The sequence below is a fragment of the Bradyrhizobium sp. LTSP849 genome, assembly GCF_000938255.1.
Classification (GTDB): domain Bacteria; phylum Pseudomonadota; class Alphaproteobacteria; order Rhizobiales; family Xanthobacteraceae; genus Bradyrhizobium.
In genome coordinates, this window is sequence record NZ_JYMR01000038.1 from 208,889 (window position 1) to 226,630 (window position 17,742).

At 63.4% G+C, this 17,742-nt stretch carries 13 protein-coding genes; 8 read left to right on the forward strand and 5 right to left on the reverse strand.

Annotation, left to right across the window (positions count from 1 at the left end; translation table 11 throughout):
- Positions 1-107: 107 nt before the first annotated feature.
- Entirely contained in the window at positions 108-3,479 is a 3,372-nt protein-coding gene (locus UB31_RS23455) for a hybrid sensor histidine kinase/response regulator (RefSeq protein ID WP_045012578.1), read from the forward strand.
- Complete coding sequence (locus UB31_RS23460) at positions 3,463-4,395, forward strand: response regulator (protein WP_045006024.1); 933 nt, start codon at positions 3,463-3,465, stop codon at positions 4,393-4,395. The genes UB31_RS23455 and UB31_RS23460 overlap by 17 nt, the downstream gene beginning before the upstream one ends.
- A gap of 203 nt (positions 4,396-4,598) precedes the next feature.
- On the opposite strand, the gene UB31_RS23465 is transcribed toward UB31_RS23460, so the two are convergent.
- Positions 4,599-6,101 carry a flavin-containing monooxygenase gene (locus tag UB31_RS23465; protein WP_045012579.1) on the reverse strand — a complete coding sequence of 501 codons (1,503 nt, stop codon included), beginning with the start codon at positions 6,099-6,101 and terminating at the stop codon, positions 4,599-4,601.
- 126 nt (positions 6,102-6,227) lie between these two features.
- The gene (locus tag UB31_RS23470; protein WP_045012580.1) at positions 6,228-6,986 is read right to left on the reverse strand and encodes a S1 family peptidase; all 759 of its coding nucleotides are present in this window, start codon (positions 6,984-6,986) and stop codon (positions 6,228-6,230) included.
- 109 nt (positions 6,987-7,095) lie between these two features.
- On the opposite strand from UB31_RS23470, the gene UB31_RS23475 reads away from it, so the two are divergent.
- On the forward strand, positions 7,096-7,731 hold the full coding sequence (locus tag UB31_RS23475; RefSeq protein WP_045005912.1) for an HAD-IA family hydrolase: 636 nt from the start codon (positions 7,096-7,098) through the stop codon (positions 7,729-7,731).
- A 118-nt stretch (positions 7,732-7,849) separates the two neighbouring features.
- Here the strand turns inward: UB31_RS23475 and mtnA are convergent, their stop codons facing one another.
- The 3 genes from mtnA to UB31_RS23490 form a co-directional block, all read right to left on the reverse strand.
- Entirely contained in the window at positions 7,850-8,959 is a 1,110-nt protein-coding gene (mtnA, locus tag UB31_RS23480) for an S-methyl-5-thioribose-1-phosphate isomerase (protein ID WP_045012581.1), read from the reverse strand.
- Positions 8,960-8,976: 17 nt separating this feature from the next.
- A complete protein-coding gene (locus UB31_RS23485) occupies positions 8,977-9,852 on the reverse strand; it encodes an S-methyl-5'-thioadenosine phosphorylase (protein ID WP_045005914.1) in 876 nt (291 codons plus the stop codon).
- 265 nt (positions 9,853-10,117) lie between these two features.
- Complete coding sequence (locus UB31_RS23490) at positions 10,118-10,390, reverse strand: phosphopantetheine-binding protein (protein ID WP_045012582.1); 273 nt, start codon at positions 10,388-10,390, stop codon at positions 10,118-10,120.
- A gap of 356 nt (positions 10,391-10,746) precedes the next feature.
- Between UB31_RS23490 and UB31_RS23495 the strand changes: the two genes are divergently transcribed.
- From UB31_RS23495 to UB31_RS41625, 5 genes are all read left to right on the forward strand, one after another.
- Entirely contained in the window at positions 10,747-11,964 is a 1,218-nt protein-coding gene (locus tag UB31_RS23495) for an acyl-CoA dehydrogenase family protein (RefSeq protein ID WP_045012583.1), read from the forward strand.
- Between the two features lie 81 nt (positions 11,965-12,045).
- A complete protein-coding gene (locus tag UB31_RS23500) occupies positions 12,046-13,026 on the forward strand; it encodes an amino acid--[acyl-carrier-protein] ligase (protein ID WP_045005917.1) in 981 nt (326 codons plus the stop codon).
- 36 nt (positions 13,027-13,062) lie between these two features.
- Positions 13,063-13,938, forward strand: coding sequence for a GNAT family N-acetyltransferase (locus tag UB31_RS23505; protein WP_045005918.1), 876 nt, complete (start codon positions 13,063-13,065; stop codon positions 13,936-13,938).
- Between the two features lie 261 nt (positions 13,939-14,199).
- The gene (locus UB31_RS23510; RefSeq protein ID WP_045012584.1) at positions 14,200-17,067 is read left to right on the forward strand and encodes a PAS-domain containing protein; all 2,868 of its coding nucleotides are present in this window, start codon (positions 14,200-14,202) and stop codon (positions 17,065-17,067) included.
- A gap of 444 nt (positions 17,068-17,511) precedes the next feature.
- Positions 17,512-17,742 (forward strand): IS110 family transposase (locus UB31_RS41625; protein ID WP_045011530.1); only part of this gene is annotated, 231 nt, incomplete at its 3' end.

Genomic DNA, 17,742 nt, shown 5'->3' on the forward strand with positions numbered 1-17,742 from the left:
AGCATACGCAAGATCGCGTATACTGCACCGCAAAATACCGACGTAGGCTTTTGGTACGGGATTTGCGAGTTTTCGAGAGGTTCGGACGAGTTCGGGAGTGGGGTTAAGTGGCAGGGCGGCAGCGAATAGACCGCGTCAGGCGCCAGTACAACCAATGGGTCGCCAACCAGACGCTGGAAGACTACGCACTGCGCTTCACCGCCAAGAGCGCGCGCCGCTGGTCCGCCGCCCGCGTTGCCAACACCGCGCTGGGCGCAATCTCGTTCCTCGCGATGGAGGCGATCGGCGGCACCATCACCCTCAATTACGGCGTCACCAACGCAACTGCCGCGATCCTCGTCGTCTCGACCATCATCTTCTGCTGCGGCGTGCCGATTGCCTATTATGCCGCCAAATGCGGCATCGATATTGACCTGCTCACCCGCGGCGCTGGCTTCGGCTATATCGGCTCGACCATCACCTCGCTGATCTACGCCTCCTTCACCTTCATCTTCTTCGCGATCGAAGCCGTGATCCTGGCGTCCGCGCTCGAGATGTGCTTCGGGATTCCGCGTCCCGTAGGCTATCTCATCAGCGCCGTCGTCATCATCCCGCTGGTGGCCTACGGCATCACGCTGATCAGCCGCTTCCAATTGTGGACGCAGCCGCTGTGGATCGTGCTCCACATCATGCCGTTCGCGGCGATCGCCTGGCACAACCCGCACTCCTTTACGGAGTGGCGCAAGTTCTCGGGCGAGCACGGCGATCTCAACGGACATTTCGACCTGTTGCTGTTCGGTGTGGCAGCCTCGGTCGTGTTTTCGCTGGTGGCGCAGATCGGCGAGCAGGTCGACTTCCTGCGATTCCTGCCGCGCGACCGCCGTGCCTCCAAGGTCTCATGGTGGATCGCGTTGATGAGTGCAGGGCCGGGCTGGATCGTGCTCGGCGCATTGAAATTGCTGGCAGGTTCGTTCCTCGCCTTCTTCGCGCTCGGCCACGGCGTGCCGCCCGAGGAAGCCGCCGAGCCGGCGCATATGTATCTCGAAGCCTTTCGATATGTGCTGTCGCAACCGGACCTCGCGCTGGCCTTGACCGGCACGTTCGTGATCCTGTCGCAGGTCAAGATCAACGTCACCAACGCCTATGCCGGCTCGATCGCCTGGTCGAACTTCTTCTCGCGTCTGACCCACAGCCATCCCGGCCGCGTCGTCTGGCTGGTCTTCAACGTCATCGTGGCGCTGCTGTTGATGGAGATTGGCGTCTACAAGGCGCTGGAGCAGACACTGGCACTCTATTCCAACGTCGCGATCGCCTGGGTCGGCGCGCTGGTCGCTGATCTCGTCATCAACAAGCCGCTTGGATTGCGGCCACAGCAAATCGAATTCAAGCGCGCGCATCTCTACGACATCAATCCGGTCGGCGTGGGCGCAATGACGATCGCGACCATCATCTCCATCAGTGCCTTCTACGGCCTGTTCGGGCCGACCGCGAAAGCGCTGTCGGCCTTCATCGCGCTCGCGGTTGCCTTTCTCACCGCACCCCTGATTGCATGGGCGACCGGCGGCAAATACTACATCGCGCGCAAACCGAAGCGGAGCTGGCAGAACCTCGAGGCGATCCAGTGCTGTATCTGCGAGCACGCGTTCGAACCGGAAGACATGGCCTCCTGCCCCGCTTACGCCGGGCCGATCTGCTCCTTGTGCTGTTCGCTGGACGCCCGCTGCCACGATCTCTGCAAGCCGCACGCACGGATCCAGACGCAATTCTCCGAGACGCTCGGCAAGATCCTGCCGCAGCCGATCTACGCGCGGATCAACTCGCAGCTCGGCCACTACATCGGCGTGTTCGTGGTCTCCGCCGGCCTCGTCGCGCTGGTGCTTGGGCTGATCTATCTCCAGACCTCGGTGAGCGTGCATGGCGAGAACTTGCTCGTCTCCAACGTGCTCTGGAAGGTGTTCTTCTCGCTCAGCATCATCATCGGCGTGGTCGCGTGGCTGTTCGTGCTGGCGCAGCAGAGCCGCCGTGCGGCGGAGGACGAGACGCGGCGGCAAACGACACTGCTGATCCAGGAGATCGACGCGCACAAGCGCACCGACGCCGAGCTCCAGCGCGCCAAGGAGGTCGCCGAATCCGCCAACCTCGCCAAGAGCCGTTATGTCGTCGGCCTTAGCCATGAGCTGCGCTCGCCGCTGAACGCGATCAGCGGCTATGCCCAGCTGCTCGAACAGGATTCGACGCTGCCCGCCAAGCCGCGCGATCAGGTCCGCGTCGTTCGCCGCAGCGCCGATCACCTCTCCGGCCTGATCGACGGCATTCTGGACATTTCCAAGATCGAGGCGGGACGGCTCTATCTCTCGCGCGACGAAGTCCGTCTCACCGAATTCCTGGATCAGCTCGTTGGCATGTTCCGCCTCCAGGCCGGCGCCAAAGGCATCGACTTCGTCTTCAAGCGGCCGGCAACCTTGCCGACCGTCGTCTATGCCGACGAGAAGCGGCTGCGCCAGGTCCTGATCAACCTTCTGTCCAACGCGATCAAGTTCACGCAGGCCGGCAGCGTGCAATTTATCGTGCACTATCGCAGTCCCGTCGCCGAGTTCGAAGTGACGGATACCGGCCCCGGCATCCGCAGCGACGATCTTGAACGCATCTTCGCGCCGTTCGAGCGCGGCGCGCTCGGGGTCTCGCAACCGCAGACCGGCACGGGACTGGGGCTCACCATCAGCCGGTTGCTCGCCGGCGTGATGGGCGGGGACATCAAGGTCACCAGTACGGTTGGCCGCGGCAGCACGTTCAAGGTGAAGATGCTGCTGTCGGAGGTCACCAATCCCAGGCTCACTGCGCCGGTGGAGGCGCCGGTCTCCGGCTATCACGGCGCGCGCAAGACCATCCTCGTCACCGACGACGATCCCGTGCATCGCGATCTCCTGCGCGAGATACTGGCCCCGCTCGGCTTCATCCTTCTCAGCGCCGCCGACGGACCGGGCTGCCTGTCGCTGGCGCAGCATTGCCGACCCGATCTGTTTCTGCTCGACATCTCGATGCCGGGTATGGACGGCTGGACCGTGGCGGAATCGTTGCGCGCCAGCGGACATCACCAGGCGCGCATCCTGATGGTATCGGCCAGCGCGCTCGAAGCGCACGGCACACCGCTGGCACAGCCTTTCCATGACGGCTATTTGATGAAGCCGATCGACATCCCACGGCTGCTGGAAAGCATCCGCCAGCTTCTGAAGATCGAATGGCAATACGGCTCGGACGAGATCGTCGTGCCGCTGTGGCATCCCGAAAGCGGCTCGCGGCCACCGGTCAGGCATATCGAAGCACTGATCGGGCTCGGCCAGATCGGCTACGTCAGGGGCATCCAGCTGAAGCTGGACGAGATCGGCAGCGAACATCCCGAGCATGCCGACTTTGTCGCGCAGATGCGAACGCTGGTCGATCGCTTCGACCTCGACCAGTACATGACAACATTGAAAACACTGCATGCTTATGAGCATTGAGACGAAAAAGCGCGACGTCGCGCTCGTTGTCGACGACTCTCCCGAAACGCTGCGGCTGCTCACCGACGCGCTCGACGGCGCGGGGATGACGGTGATGGTGGCGCTCGACGGTGCCAGCGCCATGCGCATCGTCGACCAGATCACGCCCGACATCGTGCTGCTCGATGCCGTGATGCCCGGGCTGGACGGGTTCGAGACGTGCCGCCGGCTCAAGCGCGACGCAGGCCTCGCCAATGTTCCCGTGATCTTCATGACGGGCCTCGCCGAGACCGAGCATATCGTGCGCGGGCTGGAGGCCGGCGGCGTCGACTATGTGACAAAGCCGATCGTGATCGAGGAGATGCTGGCGCGGATCCGCGTTCATCTTGGCAACGCGCGGCTGACCCAGAGCGCGCGCGCCGCGCTCGATGTCTCGGGCCGCTTCCTGTTTGCAGTCAACCGCCAGGGCCACATTCTCTGGGCGACGCAGCAGGCCCAGAAATTGTTGACCGATCATCACGGCACACCTGCGGGCGAGGAGATCGGATTGCCGCCGTCGCTGCTGCAATGGCTGGAACAGGCGCATAAGGGCAAGAGCGGATCGAAATCCCAGGCCGCCTCTCTCCCCGACCATCCACAATTGCGGTTCTACTACATGGGTGAGCTAGGGCCGAACGAGTTCCTGCTGCGGCTCTCCAAGGAGTCCGGCACCGCGCTGCCGCCCGAATTCACCAGCGAGCTCGGCCTCACCACCCGCGAGGGTGAAGTGCTGGCCTGGCTCAGCAAGGGCAAGACCAACCGCGACATCGCGCAGATTCTGGGATTAAGCCCGCGCACGGTCGACAAGCATCTCGAGCAGATCTACGCCAAGCTTGGTGTGGAGAACCGGACGGCGGCGGCCGCGATTGCGACGAATGCGACGCGGCGGAATTCCTGATCGATCCGGCCGTGGAGTTGAGACGCCCTCAACCCAGCAAATAGTGTCGTCCCGGCGAAGGCCGGGACCCATAACCACAGGGAGTAGTTTGGCGAAGACCCGTCATCGTGGGATTACCACCATCCGCGATCGATAGATTCCGCGGTATGGGTCCCGGCCTTCGCCGGGACGACACCAGAATTGGTGGCGGCGCCTACCGCCCCTCACCCGTAAACAAACGCCCCATCATCCAGATCCGTTTTCGGGATCTCGTCCTTCTCGGTCCAGTAGTCCTGGCTGTGCTGCCATTCCGGCTTGTCGCCGCGCTTGGGCAGCAGGTTCATGTCGCGCATGATGTAGCCGGGGTTGAAGTTTTCCGGATCGATCCAGGGCAGGATCGGCATGTTGTGGTCCTCGGCGCGCAGCTTGACTTCGACCTTCTTCGTTCCCTTCGCTTTCATATGTCCGAGCATACGGCAGACAAAATCGGCGACGAGATCGACGCGCAGCGTCCAGCTCGCGCGGAAATAGCCGAACACCCAGACCATGTTCGGAACACCCGTGAACATCATGCCGCGATAGGTGACGGTGTCGCCGAAAGCGAGCGCCTTGCCGTCGATCTCAAAGGCGATGTCGCCGAGGGCTGCGAGATTGAAGCCGGTCGCGGTGACGATGACGTCCGCTTCGAGCAACTTGCCGGATTTGAGCTGGATGCCGTTCTCGACGAAGCACTCGATCTCGTCGGTGACGACGGAGGCCTTGCCGCTGGCGATGCCCTTGAACAAATCGGCATCCGGCACGAAGGCAATGCGCTGCCGCCACGGCCGATAGGTCGGGGTGAAATGCGTCTCGACGTCGTAGTCGGGACCGAGGACCGCGCTGATCTGGCCGATCAGGTCCTTCTTCACCTGCTCCGGCTTGGAGATGCAGAGCTTCGTAAACGCATCCTGCTCGAACAATATTTTTCGCCGGACGATCTCGTGGATCCACTCCTCATCGACCTGAAGCCGGCGCAGCTCCTCGGCGATCTCGATGGCATTGCGGCCGAGCCGGAAATAGGTCGGCGAGCGCTGGAGCATGGTGACATGGGCGCACTTGTCCGCGATGTTCGGCACCAGCGTCGCGGCGGTTGCGCCCGAGCCGATCACGACCACCTTTTTGCCAGCAAGATCGATATCATCCGGCCAGGTCTGCGGATGGACGATGCGCCCCTTGAAGCGCTCGGCGCCCTTCCATTCCGGCGTGTAACCTTCCGAATGACGATAGTAGCCCTGGCACATCCAGAGGAAGTTCGCGGTGAAGGTCTTCGCTTCACCAGTATCGGTCGTGGTCGCTTCGATGGTCCAGAGATTTTGCTCGCTCGACCAACTCGCCGAATTGATCTTGTGCTTGTAGCGGATGTGCCTCGCGATATCGTTGTCGTCGATCACCTCGTTCATGTAGGCGAGGATTTCCTCGGCGGTCGCGATCGGCGGTCCGACCCAGGGCTTGAAGCTATAGCCGAAGGTGTGGAGATCACTGTCCGAGCGGATGCCGGGGTAGCGATGCGTGCTCCAGGTGCCGCCGAACGTCGCCTGCGTTTCCAGGATGACGTAGCTCGTTCCCGGCAGCTGCTTTGTAACGTGATAGGCGCTGCCGATGCCGGAGATGCCGGCGCCGACGATCAGCACGTCGAAATGCTCTGAAGCCTGTTTGGTCGTGGCGTGACTGCGAACAGCGACATTCATTGTTGCTTCTATGCCTTGTTTTGCTTTTAAGGCCGTCCTTGACCGGACGACGCGTTTCCTCCGCGACGGGCGTGCTCGCCCATCGCGCTTCCGCTGCAAAATGACATAGATCAAGTCGCGGTCAAATCACAGGGCCGCACCCCAGCTCCGCGCGGTCTGCAAGATCCAGTCGCGATAGAGCGTGAGCGGCGTGACGCCGGTCAATCCGCCGCAGCCGGCGGCCCCATTCGGCCCGGTTGACCAGCTGATGACGCCCACAAGCACGGCACCGTTCGGCCTGTCCTCGAACACCGGACCACCGGAATCGCCGGTGCAAGCGCCAATTCCGTCGCGAACACCGTTGGTTACGGGATCGACCAGCCGGATCTGAAGCGTGCCGGGCTGGCCCGTGGCGACGAGCGCAGCAACGCGCGAGGTGCCGCCGCTCTTGCCATCTCCGCGCACGGTGACGCCGATGCCGGCGATGGTGAAGCGGCTGCCGACCTGAATTGGAATATTCGGTGCGCCGACCGACACCGTCGATTTTCCCTTGAGTGGAATATCGAGCTGCAACAATGCCACGTCGGCAGTGGCGCGATGCGCCTGCATCGCCTGCATGTTGAAGTTCGGATGGATCGCGACCGTCCGCACATTCAACAGTTGCGGCTTACCATCGGCGCCATAGTCGACGATCTTGTAGTCCGCACCGGGCTGTACGCAGTGGGCGACGGTGAGCACCAGCTTCGGTGCGATCAGGCTGCCGGTGCAGAAATTGCCGCGCGAGCCAACGATGGTGACGACCGCGCGGGCAACGCCGTCGGTCTGCGGCGTGCCGCCACCGACGATGGCGTGGGCCGGCGTGGCGAGCAGCAATGCAATTGTGACAAGTGCGGCAGACTTCTTCATGGGACCACGTCATGACCTTCGAATCGGTGGGGGCCTGGAATGGCTTGAGGCTGGTCCTTACCGATATCGCATGCTAGCCGTCTTGGGGAAGCATTGACGAGGCAGGACAGTGGCAATCGAAGCAGTGATCTTTGATTTTGGCGGCGTGCTGACGAGCTCGCCGTTCGAGGCGTTCGCGCGATTCGAGCGGGAGCGCAGTCTGCCAACCGACATCATCCGGCGCACGAACGCCGCCAATCATCTTGAAAACGCCTGGGCCAAATTCGAGCGCGCCGAAGTCGATATCGACACCTTCGATAAACTGTTTGCCACAGAATCGCTCGCGCTCGGCGCTGAAGTGCGCGGCCGCGACGTGCTGCCTCTGCTTCAGGGCGATCTGCGACCGGAGATGGTCGAGGCCCTGAAGCGCATCAAGGCGCAGTTCAAGACTGGCTGCATCACCAACAATCTGCCCGCCAACGCCATCGGCAGTATGACGGGACGCTCTCTCTATGTCGCCGAGGTGATGGTGCTGTTCGACCACGTCATCGAATCTGCCAAAATCGGCCTGCGCAAGCCCGACCCGCGCATTTACAAGATGATGGTCGAGACGCTGAAGGTCGATCCGAAGGCTTGCGTCTATCTCGACGATCTCGGCGTCAATCTGAAGCCGGCGCGCGAGATGGGCATGACCACGATCAAGGTCGCCAGCGGCGCCCAGGCGATCGCCGAGCTCGAGGCGGCGACGGGGCTGAAGCTGAGGTAGGCCGGTTCGACAGCCGTAGGGTGGGCAAAGCGAAGCGTGCCCACCAACTCTCGCGCGACGCGGGATGAAGATGGTGGGCACGGCGCGATGCGCCTTTGCCCACCCTACGAGAGCAAGCTTACTCCGCCGCGACGGCAATCCGCTCGGGGAATGCGGCGGCGAGCGATGCGCGGTCGGGCTTCAGCACGCCGCGCTCGGTGATGAGGCCAGTGACGAGACGCGCCGGCGTCACGTCGAACGCGTAGTTCGCGACCGGCGAGCCCTCGGGCACGATGCGCACCGTCTCCAGCCGTCCATCCGCGGTGCGGCCGGTCATATCGGTGACCTCAGTGCCGCTACGTTGCTCGATCGGGATATCGCGGATGCCATCATTGACGGCGAAATCGATCGTCGGCGACGGCAGCGCGACATAGAACGGCACGCCATTGTCATGCGCGGCGAGCGCTTTCAGATAGGTGCCGATCTTGTTGCAGACATCACCATTGGCGGCGACGCGATCGGTGCCGACGATGGCGAGATCGACCATGCCGTGCTGCATCAGATGGCCGCCGGTATTGTCGGGAATCACGGTGTGCAGCACGCCGTGATGGCCGAGCTCCCACGCCGTGAGCGAGGCGCCCTGGTTGCGCGGGCGGGTCTCGTCGACCCAGACATGGATCTTGATGCCGCGCTCATGCGCGAGATAGATCGGCGCGGTCGCCGTGCCCCAGTCGACGGTGGCGAGCCAGCCGGCGTTGCAATGGGTCAGTACGTTGACGACCTCGCCCGGTTTCTTCTTCGCCACGATCGCCTCGATCAGCTTCAGGCCGTTGCTGGCGATGCCGCGGTTGATCTCGACGTCCTGCTCGACGATTTCGTCGGCGCGCGCATAAGCCGCTTCCGCTCGTTCCACCGGATCGATCGGCGCGAGCGTCGTGCGCATCTCGTCGAGTGCCCATTTCAGATTGATCGCGGTCGGCCGCGCCACGACGAGAGTCTCGTAGGCGCGCTTTAGGCCGGCGTCGGAAGCATCCTCGCGCATCGCAAGCGCCATGCCATAAGCCGCGGTGGCGCCAATCAGCGGCGCGCCGCGCACCAGCATGTCGCGGATCGCTGTGGCCGCGTCTTCACATGAGGTCAGCCGCGCGACGACGAATTCGTGCGGCAGCCTACGCTGGTCGATCGCGCCGATCGACCAGCCGTCGCGCTCGCGCCAGATGCTGCGAAAATGCTTACCGTCAACCTTCATCGCGTTTGCCTCTCGTCTCAGGCGCGCAGGATACGGCCCGCCACGGCGTCGAGCTTCTTCAAAAGCTCGGGATCGCGCGCCTCGGGCGCGGTGATCAGCGCGGTGTCGAGCGCGCGGTCGGAGCCGATCGGGCACGGTTCATGCTCGCGCGGGAAATCCTTTGCCAGCCGCGCGACCAGCGCCTTCGCCTTGTCGGCGTTGGAAGACAGCACGCGGATGATGTCCTGAACGGTGACGGCATCGTGGTCGGGATGCCAGCAATCGAAATCCGTCACCATCGCGACCGTGGCGTAACAGATCTCTGCCTCGCGGGCGAGCTTGGCTTCCGGCATGTTGGTCATGCCGATCACAGAGTAACCGAGCGTCTTGTAAGTCATGCTCTCTGCGTAGGTGGAGAATTGCGGTCCTTCCATGCAGACATAGGTGCCGCTGCGGGCGGTTGCGATGCCTTCGGCTTCAGCCGCCGTCGCAAGATGGACGCGAAGCCGCGGCGAGACCGGATGCGCCATCGAGACATGCGCGACACAGCCCCTGCCGAAGAACGAGCTCTCGCGCCTGTGGGTGCGGTCGACGAACTGGTCGACGAGGACGAAGGTACCGGGCGGCATCTCCTCCTTGAAGGAACCGCAAGCCGAGAGCGAGATCAGATCGGTGACGCCGGCGCGCTTCAGCACGTCGATATTGGCGCGGTAGTTGATGTCGGAGGGCGACAGCCGGTGGCCCTTGTCGTGCCGCGGCAGGAACACGATCGGCAGGCCGGCGATGGTGCCGCGCCGCAACGGCGCCGACGGCTCACCCCAGGGGCTCTTGATCACCTCTTCGCGCGCGCCCTCGAGTCCCGGCAGGTCGTAAATGCCGGAACCGCCGATGATGCCCAATACCGCCTGCGTCATGCCTGCTTCACCCCGTTCGCCACGTGCGACATGGTTAAGCTATGCCAGTTTTGCGGCAGATTTGAAACGGGAGTTGAGGGGCGGGACGATCGTGTGAGAAGCATAAGCGCTCGCCACACACTCCGTGTCGTCCCGGCGAAGGCCGGGATCCATAGCCCAGGGAGTAGTTTGGCTAAGAGTGGTCGTTCGGGACGACAACCACCCGCGATCGATGGATTCCGCGGTATGGGTCCCGGCCCTCGCCGGGACGACGCCATAAAGTTGGTTAAGCAGCCCTCGCCGGCTGCAACTGCATCGCGACCATCCGCTCCAGCGTTTCGACCGACTGGAAATTCTCCGGCGTGATCTCGGATTGCGGGATGGTGAAGTCGAACTCGGCCTCGACGCCCAGCATCAAATTGACCATGTCCATCGAGGTCAAGCCGACATCGACCAGCTTGGCCTGCGGCGTGACATCGGCGGACAGTGAGTTCTGTTCGAGGATGCCCTTCACCAGCTTAATGATGCGATTGCGCAAATCGGTATCGAAAGCCTGCATCGGCAAATTCCCATATGTCGTCTTAGGTCGGACCGGCTTGCCAGCTACGATGGGCAGGGATGGCCGGTCCCGCAATGGGCGCGACCATTACATCGCGTTTCTTAGTAAACGATGACTCAGATTGATTAAAATCCAGACCTCTTCCAAATCGCTAACGCGATAGGCGGGGTTTCGGCGAAGCAAACAACCGGGCCTTAACTGTTCGTTTGGAATTGGGGTTCGTTTACCCTCTATTTCATCGACGAATTTGAATTAAATCCGTAGCCTCATCTCACAAGCAAGATCGACGGTGGATTGCTGGACGGCATCGCGAATGATGCCGGCGATCCTGAACGGCAAAGCGGAGGCGGACGAGCATGAACGTGCGTGAAGCGGTTCTTACTGTCGACGAAACGCAGACAAGCCTCCTCGAGCAGGGCCCCTCTTTGATCGAGCGCGCAGCTCGCACCGCCACGGTGGCGGCAATCGACTCCGAGGGTGTCGATCGCGACGCCCGCTTCCCCCACAAGGCTTTCGACACCGCCCGTGAGCAAAAACTGCTCGGGGTCATGATCCCGGTCGAGTTCGGCGGCCTAGGCGCCTCGATCCACGACGTCACCGACATCTGCTATACGCTCGGCCGCGCCTGCGCCTCCACGGCGATGATCTACGCGATGCATACGACCAAGGTCGCCTGCGTGATCCGCCACGGCCATGGCATCCCCTGGATGGAAACCATGATGCGCCGGGTCGCCCGCGACCAATGGCTGCTCGCATCCTCCACCACCGAAGGCCAGAACGGCGGCAACATCCGCGCCAGTGCCGCGGCCGTCGACAACGCCGGCGATACCGTTTCGCTGGTGCGCGACGCCACCGTGATCTCCTACGGCGCCGAGGCCGACGGCCTCGTCACCATCGCCCGCCGCGCCACCGATGCCACCGCCTCGGACCAGGTGCTGCTGGCGCTCGCCAAGGATGATTATTCGCTGAAGCGGACGCTAGGTTGGGAAACGCTTGGCATGCGCGGCACCTGCTCGACCGGTTTCGAGCTCAGGGTCGATTGCCCCGCCGACCGCGTCTTTCCGGAGTCCTACGACAAGATCCACGCCCAGACCATGACGCCGTTCGCGCATCTGTGCTGGTCCTCGGCCTGGGCCGGCATCGCCGCCGCCGCCGTAACGCGCGCGCAGGCCTTCGTCCGCAAGGCGGCCCGCAGCTCCGGCGGGCAAATGCCGCCGGCCGCGGCGCACTTCACCGCCGCAAAAATGTCGCTGGCAAAGCTGCGCGCCCTGATATCAGCCAATCTCGACGCCTTCGCCCGCGCCGAACATGACGAGCGTGCGCTGGGCTCGCTCGACTTCCAGTCCTCGATCACGCTGTTGAAGGTGCAAGCCTCCGAGCTCGCGGTCGAGACCGTGATGCATGCGATGCGCACCACCGGCCTCGCCGGTTACCGCAACGATGGCGAATTCACCATGGGCCGCCACCTCCGCGACGTACTGTCATCGCCGATCATGATCAACAACGACCGCATTCTGGCCAACGCCGCGACATCGACGTTGATGAGCGGCATTCCGGCAAGCCTTCGAGACTGACAAGTCTTCGCGACCAACAAGCCTTTGCGACTGACGTGCCTTCGACCAACAAGAATAATTTCAGATAGCAGGAAGTCGAACATGAACATTGCTGTTCTCCCCAACTCGCCTGACACCGCGCCGCAGGCCGCCGATCCGCTCGATCATCTCGCCGACGCGCTGTTTCATCCTATGGGCTCGGACGGCGTCTATGCCCGCACCGCACTTTATGAGGGCGTCGTCGAGCGGCTCGCCGCGCTGATCACCAGCAATCGCGAAGCCGGCACCGAGGTGATGCGCTTCCCGCCGGTGATGAGCCGCGCCCAGTTGGAGAAATCCGGCTATCTCAAGAGCTTTCCGAACCTGCTCGGCTGCGTCTGCGGCCTGCACGGCACCGAGCGCGAGATCAACGCCGCGGTGAGCCGTTTCGACGCTGGCGGCGACTGGACCAGTTCGCTGTCGCCGGCCGATCTCGTGCTGTCGCCGGCCGCCTGCTATCCCGTCTACCCGATCGCGGCGAGCCGCGGGCAGCTGCCGAAGGGTGGCCTGCGCTTCGACGTCGCCGCCGACTGCTTCCGCCGCGAGCCGTCAAAGCATCTCGACCGGCTGCAATCGTTCCGGATGCGCGAATATGTCTGCATCGGCACCGCCGACGACGTCGCGGATTTCCGCGAGCGCTGGATGGTGCGCGCGCAGGCGATCGCGACCGATCTCGGCCTGACCTTCCGCGTCGACTATGCCAGCGACCCCTTCTTCGGCCGCGTCGGCCAGATGAAGGCGGTGAGCCAGAAGCAGCAGCAGCTCAAGTTCGAGCTGCTGATCCCGCTGCGTTCGGAAGAGCAGCCGACCGCCTGCATGAGCTTCAACTATCATCGCGAACATTTCGGCACGACCTGGGGCATCCAGGACGCCAATGGCGAACCGGCCCACACCGGCTGCGTCGCCTTCGGCATGGACCGGCTTGCGGTCGCGATGTTCCACACGCACGGCACCGATCTCTCCGCCTGGCCAGCCAAGGTGCGGGACCTGCTGGGTATGCAGCCGCTAGCTCCGGCTGACGCCCACGGCGAAGGCTGGCGCTAAGATAAGAGGCCGACCATTTCCACGGGTAAGACGAGCGTGATCCATACCAAGGTCCGATGCCGCGAGATTACCGAGTCCGATGTCGATGCCATCGCGGACTTGCTGACGCGTGGCTTCGTCGGCCGCTCGCGCAACTATTGGATCCAGGGCCTGCGCCGGCAGGCCTTCCGGCCGGTACCGGAAGGCTATCCGCGCTTCGGCTACATGCTCGACGATGACGGCACGCCGGTCGGCGTGCTGCTGCTGATCTACACCACGCGGAAGGACGGCGAGGAGATCGCCATCCACTGCAACCTTTCGAGCTGGTATGTCGAGCCGGCCTACCGCAACTACGCCCCGCTGCTGACCAAGATCGCGCAGCGGCACAAGCACGTGACCTATCTCAACATCAGCCCGGCGGTATGGACCTGGCCGATCATCGAGACGCAGGGCTTTCGCGCCTATTGCCGCGGCCTGTTCTTTTCGGTGCCGGCGCTGTCGCGCGCGCCTCGCTGGAGCAAGATCGAAGTCATCTCGCAGCATACCAAGCAGATCGAAGGCCTTTCCGAAGCCGAGACCGAACTGCTGACCCGGCATGCGCGCTACAATTGCCTGAGCCTGGTCTGCCGTACGCCGAAGGGCGCCTTCCCCTTCATCCTGCAACCGGTCCGCATCCGCCGCGGTTTCATCGCACCGCCGGCGATGCAGCTGATCTATTGCCGCAGCGCCGCCGAATACGCCGCCTGCGCCGGTCGCATCGGCCGGCTGCTGCTGCGGCTCGGCAAGATCTCTGTCATTGTCGATTCCAACGAGCCGATCCCCGGCCTCGTCGGTATTTATACCGAGCGCCGCGGCCGCAAATATTTCAAGGGCCCGCATCGCCCACGGCTCGCCGACCTGACGGACACCGAGCTCGTGCTGTACGGGCCGTAGGAAATCGGCTCCGTCTTCAATCGAATCGGCTTGTAGCCCGCATGATCGCAGCGACATGCGGGAGCAGCTGTCCCGGATATCGCTGCGCTCATCCGGGCTACGGGCCTACGTATGGCCCGGCGGCCGTTGCACGCACTCTCTCCATCAGCAGTCACCCTCCGTAAACTACGGCGCTTAAGGGAATTTTCCCGCCTCTTCGCTACCTTCGGGGTCCGAAATAGGTTGCGTTAAGCGTATTGCCCACCGAGACCCGCTGATCCCATGATTTCGACCGACGACAACAAGCCTGGTGCACGCCACGAGCAGGGTCCGCAAGCCCTGGTCGCGCTGAGCCAGCTCGCGCTCGACGGCATGGAACAGGGCGTCTGTGTCTACGACGCCGACAACCGGATCGTGCTGGTCAATCGTCGGTATATCGAGCTGTTCGAAATGTCGGCCGACATCGTCAGGATCGGAGCGCGCTACCGCGACGTGCTCGGCCACAGCGTGGTGCTTGGCAACATCCCGGCAGGTGAGGTTGACGCGCTCTACGCTTCCCGGATCGCATTGATCGCCGCCGGCAAGCCATTCCGCACCCGGCAGACGCTCGCAAGCGGCATTGTCATCACGCTCGAGCTGAAGCCGCTTCCCGACGGCGGCTGGATGACGGTCTGCGACGATGTCAGCCGCCTCGCCCGGCTCGAGGCGGAACTGCGCGTCCAGACCGAACGCAGCCAGCACGCGCTCGCCAACATGTCGCACGGCCTCATCATGTATGATTCCGACAGCCGCGTCGTGGTCTGCAACGAGCGCTTCCTGCACCTCTACGACCTCGACCCCGAAATCGTGAAACCGGGCATCACGCACAGCACGGCGATCGACCACTGGCTCTCGCGCGGCAATCGATCGGACATGCCGGGGGAAGAATTCCACGATGCCCGGATCAACGATGTCCGCACCAGGACGCCGAAAACCGTTCAAGTGACGCGTTACGACGGGCGAAAAATACAGGCCATCTCCCGATTCATGCCCGATGGCGGTTGGGTGACGGTGCATGAGGATGTCACCGAGCGGCTGCAATATGAAGAGACGTTGAAGCAGCAGAACGTCATTCTCGATGCCGCGCTGGAGAACATGGCGCACGGGCTCGCCTTCTACGACAGCGACATGCGCCTGCGCATCTGCAACACCACGTATCGCACGATCTACCGGCTGTCGCCGGAGGAGAGCAAGCCCGGCACACATCTCGCCGAGCTGATCGAACGATCGATGGTGAACGGCGCCTTCGCTTCGGAATACAGCCCGCGGCAGATCCTCGAGGCCGCCCGCGCCCAGATCGCCAGCCGCGACTCCTCGCCAATGCGGCGAAGCATGTCGAACAACACCGTGATTTCGGTGCGCTACTGCGCGCTGCCCGATGGCGGCTTCGTCGCCACCTACGAGGACATCACCGAACGCGAGCGCGCGGTCGAGGAGCTGAGCGAGCAATATCGCCGCTTCGACGCGGCGCTCAACAACATGAGCCAGGGCCTGTGCATGCTCGATTCGAGCCTGCACGTGATCGTCTGCAACCGCCGTTACATCGAGATGTATGGCCTGTCGCCCGAGGTGGTAAAGCCGGGTGTCTCGATGCGCGAGATCATGGAGCATAGCTGCGACCTCGGCATCCATCCGAATACGACCGCGGCCAAGCTCTATGCCGACTATGTCGAACGGCTGCGCGAGGGCGAGCACACGCTGCACCGCCATTTGAGCGACGGCCGCATCATCAAGCTCAATCACAAGCGGATGGAGCATGGCGGCTGGGTGGTCACCTATGAGGACGTCACCGAGCGCCACAAGGCCCAGGCCCGCGTCGCCCATATGGCACAGCACGATTCGCTCACCGACCTGCCCAACCGCACGCTGTTCCGTGAGAAGATGAGCGACGGGCTGAACCAGGTTGCGATCGCCGGCGGCGCCATGGCCGTGCTGTGCTTCGACCTCGACAATTTCAAGACCGTCAATGACCGCCTCGGCCATGCCGCCGGCGACCGGCTGCTGCGCTGGGTCGCAGCGCGGCTGAAGGAGAATGTCGGCGGGCACGACACCGTTGCACGTCTCGGCGGCGACGAGTTCGCCGTGCTCCAGCGCGGTCCGCAGCCGCAATCGGCCGAAAAGCTCGCGCGCCGCCTGGTCGAGATCATCGGCCGGCCGCCGCCGCTGGAAAGCCAATCGATCCATATCGGCGTCTCCATCGGCATCGCGATCGCGCCCGATCACGGGCTCGACGCGGACGAGCTGATGAAATGCGCCGATCTCGCGCTGTACCAGGCCAAGGCCAAGGGGCGCGGCGCCTATCAGCTGTTCGAGCCCGAGATGGAGGAGCAGGCGCGCAGCCGGCACGCGCTGGAGCATGATCTGCGCAGCGCGCTGGGAGCCAACGAATTCCATCTGGTGTTCCAGCCGCAAGTGCGGCTGGACGCAACCGAGCTCACCGGTTTCGAAGCGCTATTGCGCTGGAAGCATCCGTCGCGCGGTCTGGTCTCACCGGCCGAATTCATTCCGATCGCCGAGGAGACCGGATTGATCGTTCCGATCGGCGAATGGGTGCTGCGTACGGCGTGCGCGACGGCGGCGTCTTGGCCGAACCTTACGATCGCGGTCAATCTGTCGCCGGTGCAGTTCCGCTCCCGCGGGCTGGTGGCGATGGTCACGAGCGCGCTCGCCGAGGCCGGCCTGCCGCCGCAACGGCTCGAGCTCGAGGTCACAGAGACCGCACTGCTCGACGACAGCGAGGCGACGATCGAGATCCTGCATCAGCTTCGCGCGCTGGGCGTACGCGTCAGCCTCGACGATTTCGGCGTCGGCTATTCCTCGCTGAGCTATCTGCGCAAATTTCCGTTCGATCGCATCAAGATCGATCGCTCCTTTGTCGGCACGCTCGGCGAAAGCCCGGAAAGCATCGCCATCGTCCGCACCATCGCAAGCCTCGGCGCAGTGCTCGGCGTCGAAACCACGGCGGAGGGCGTCGAGACGATCGAGCAGCTCGACTTCGTACGCGAATGCGGCTGCACCGCGGTGCAGGGCTATTATTTCGGCAGACCGTGCCCGGCGGCGGAGGTCGGGCACGCGATCGAGCGGCTCAGCACGGTCCGACGGGTAGCTTGAGCTTCTTCCTCTCCCCTCGTGAATTTCCGCGAAAACAACCCCATGCACAGTAGAAGGGGGATTGATTTCAAAAGAGAAATTCGTGGAGACGCGGCTGACCTCAACCCGGGTGATGGCGAGGCCCTATCCCGCAGCAGGCAGCTTCGTAGGGTGGGCAAAGGCGCCTTGCGCCGTGCCCACCATCGTACCTCGAATGCAACAGCAATGGTGGGCACGCTTCGCTTTGCCCACCCTTGTATTAGCGCGCCGGATTAGAATGGCCTCGTTCCGTGAGGAATGGCCCAGCCCGGGTGGCCGCCCGAGCTGGGCCGCCGATCGATCGGATCGATGCCCACCGAAGCCTTGAGGGCTGCGTTTCGTAGCAAGATCGCGGTCGGCACTTCATCGGGACCCGCATGGTTGAACGAACTTCAGGTTCGCATTCACAAGGGAGGGTCGAGGAAGATGGCCAAGCGTATCATGATCTGTGCCGGGATCGATACCGGCAAACACAAGCTCGATGTGGCGCTCGATGGCAGTTCCGAGCGGATCCAGGTCGAGAACACACCGGAAGGCTACACGGAGCTGCTGGAATGGCTGCAACGCCACAAGGTCAAGCGGGTTGGGATCGAGGCGAGCGGCGGCTATGAGCAGGCGGTGGTTGCCGAACTGCGACGCAAGCGGCTTGTGGTCGTC

Excerpts from the sequence above, each read along its gene's own strand:
- UB31_RS23460 (WP_045006024.1), top strand. The coding sequence starts at position 3,463 with ATGCTTATGAGCATTGAGACGAAAAAGCGCGACGTCGCGCTCGTTGTC.
- UB31_RS23465 (WP_045012579.1), bottom strand. The coding sequence starts at position 6,101 with ATGAATGTCGCTGTTCGCAGTCACGCCACGACCAAACAGGCTTCAGAG.
- UB31_RS23470 (WP_045012580.1), bottom strand. The coding sequence starts at position 6,986 with ATGAAGAAGTCTGCCGCACTTGTCACAATTGCATTGCTGCTCGCCACG.
- mtnA (WP_045012581.1), bottom strand. The coding sequence starts at position 8,959 with ATGAAGGTTGACGGTAAGCATTTTCGCAGCATCTGGCGCGAGCGCGAC.
- UB31_RS23485 (WP_045005914.1), bottom strand. The coding sequence starts at position 9,852 with ATGACGCAGGCGGTATTGGGCATCATCGGCGGTTCCGGCATTTACGAC.
- UB31_RS23490 (WP_045012582.1), bottom strand. The coding sequence starts at position 10,390 with ATGCAGGCTTTCGATACCGATTTGCGCAATCGCATCATTAAGCTGGTG.
- UB31_RS23495 (WP_045012583.1), top strand. The coding sequence starts at position 10,747 with ATGAACGTGCGTGAAGCGGTTCTTACTGTCGACGAAACGCAGACAAGC.
- UB31_RS23500 (WP_045005917.1), top strand. The coding sequence starts at position 12,046 with ATGAACATTGCTGTTCTCCCCAACTCGCCTGACACCGCGCCGCAGGCC.
- UB31_RS23510 (WP_045012584.1), top strand. The coding sequence starts at position 14,200 with ATGATTTCGACCGACGACAACAAGCCTGGTGCACGCCACGAGCAGGGT.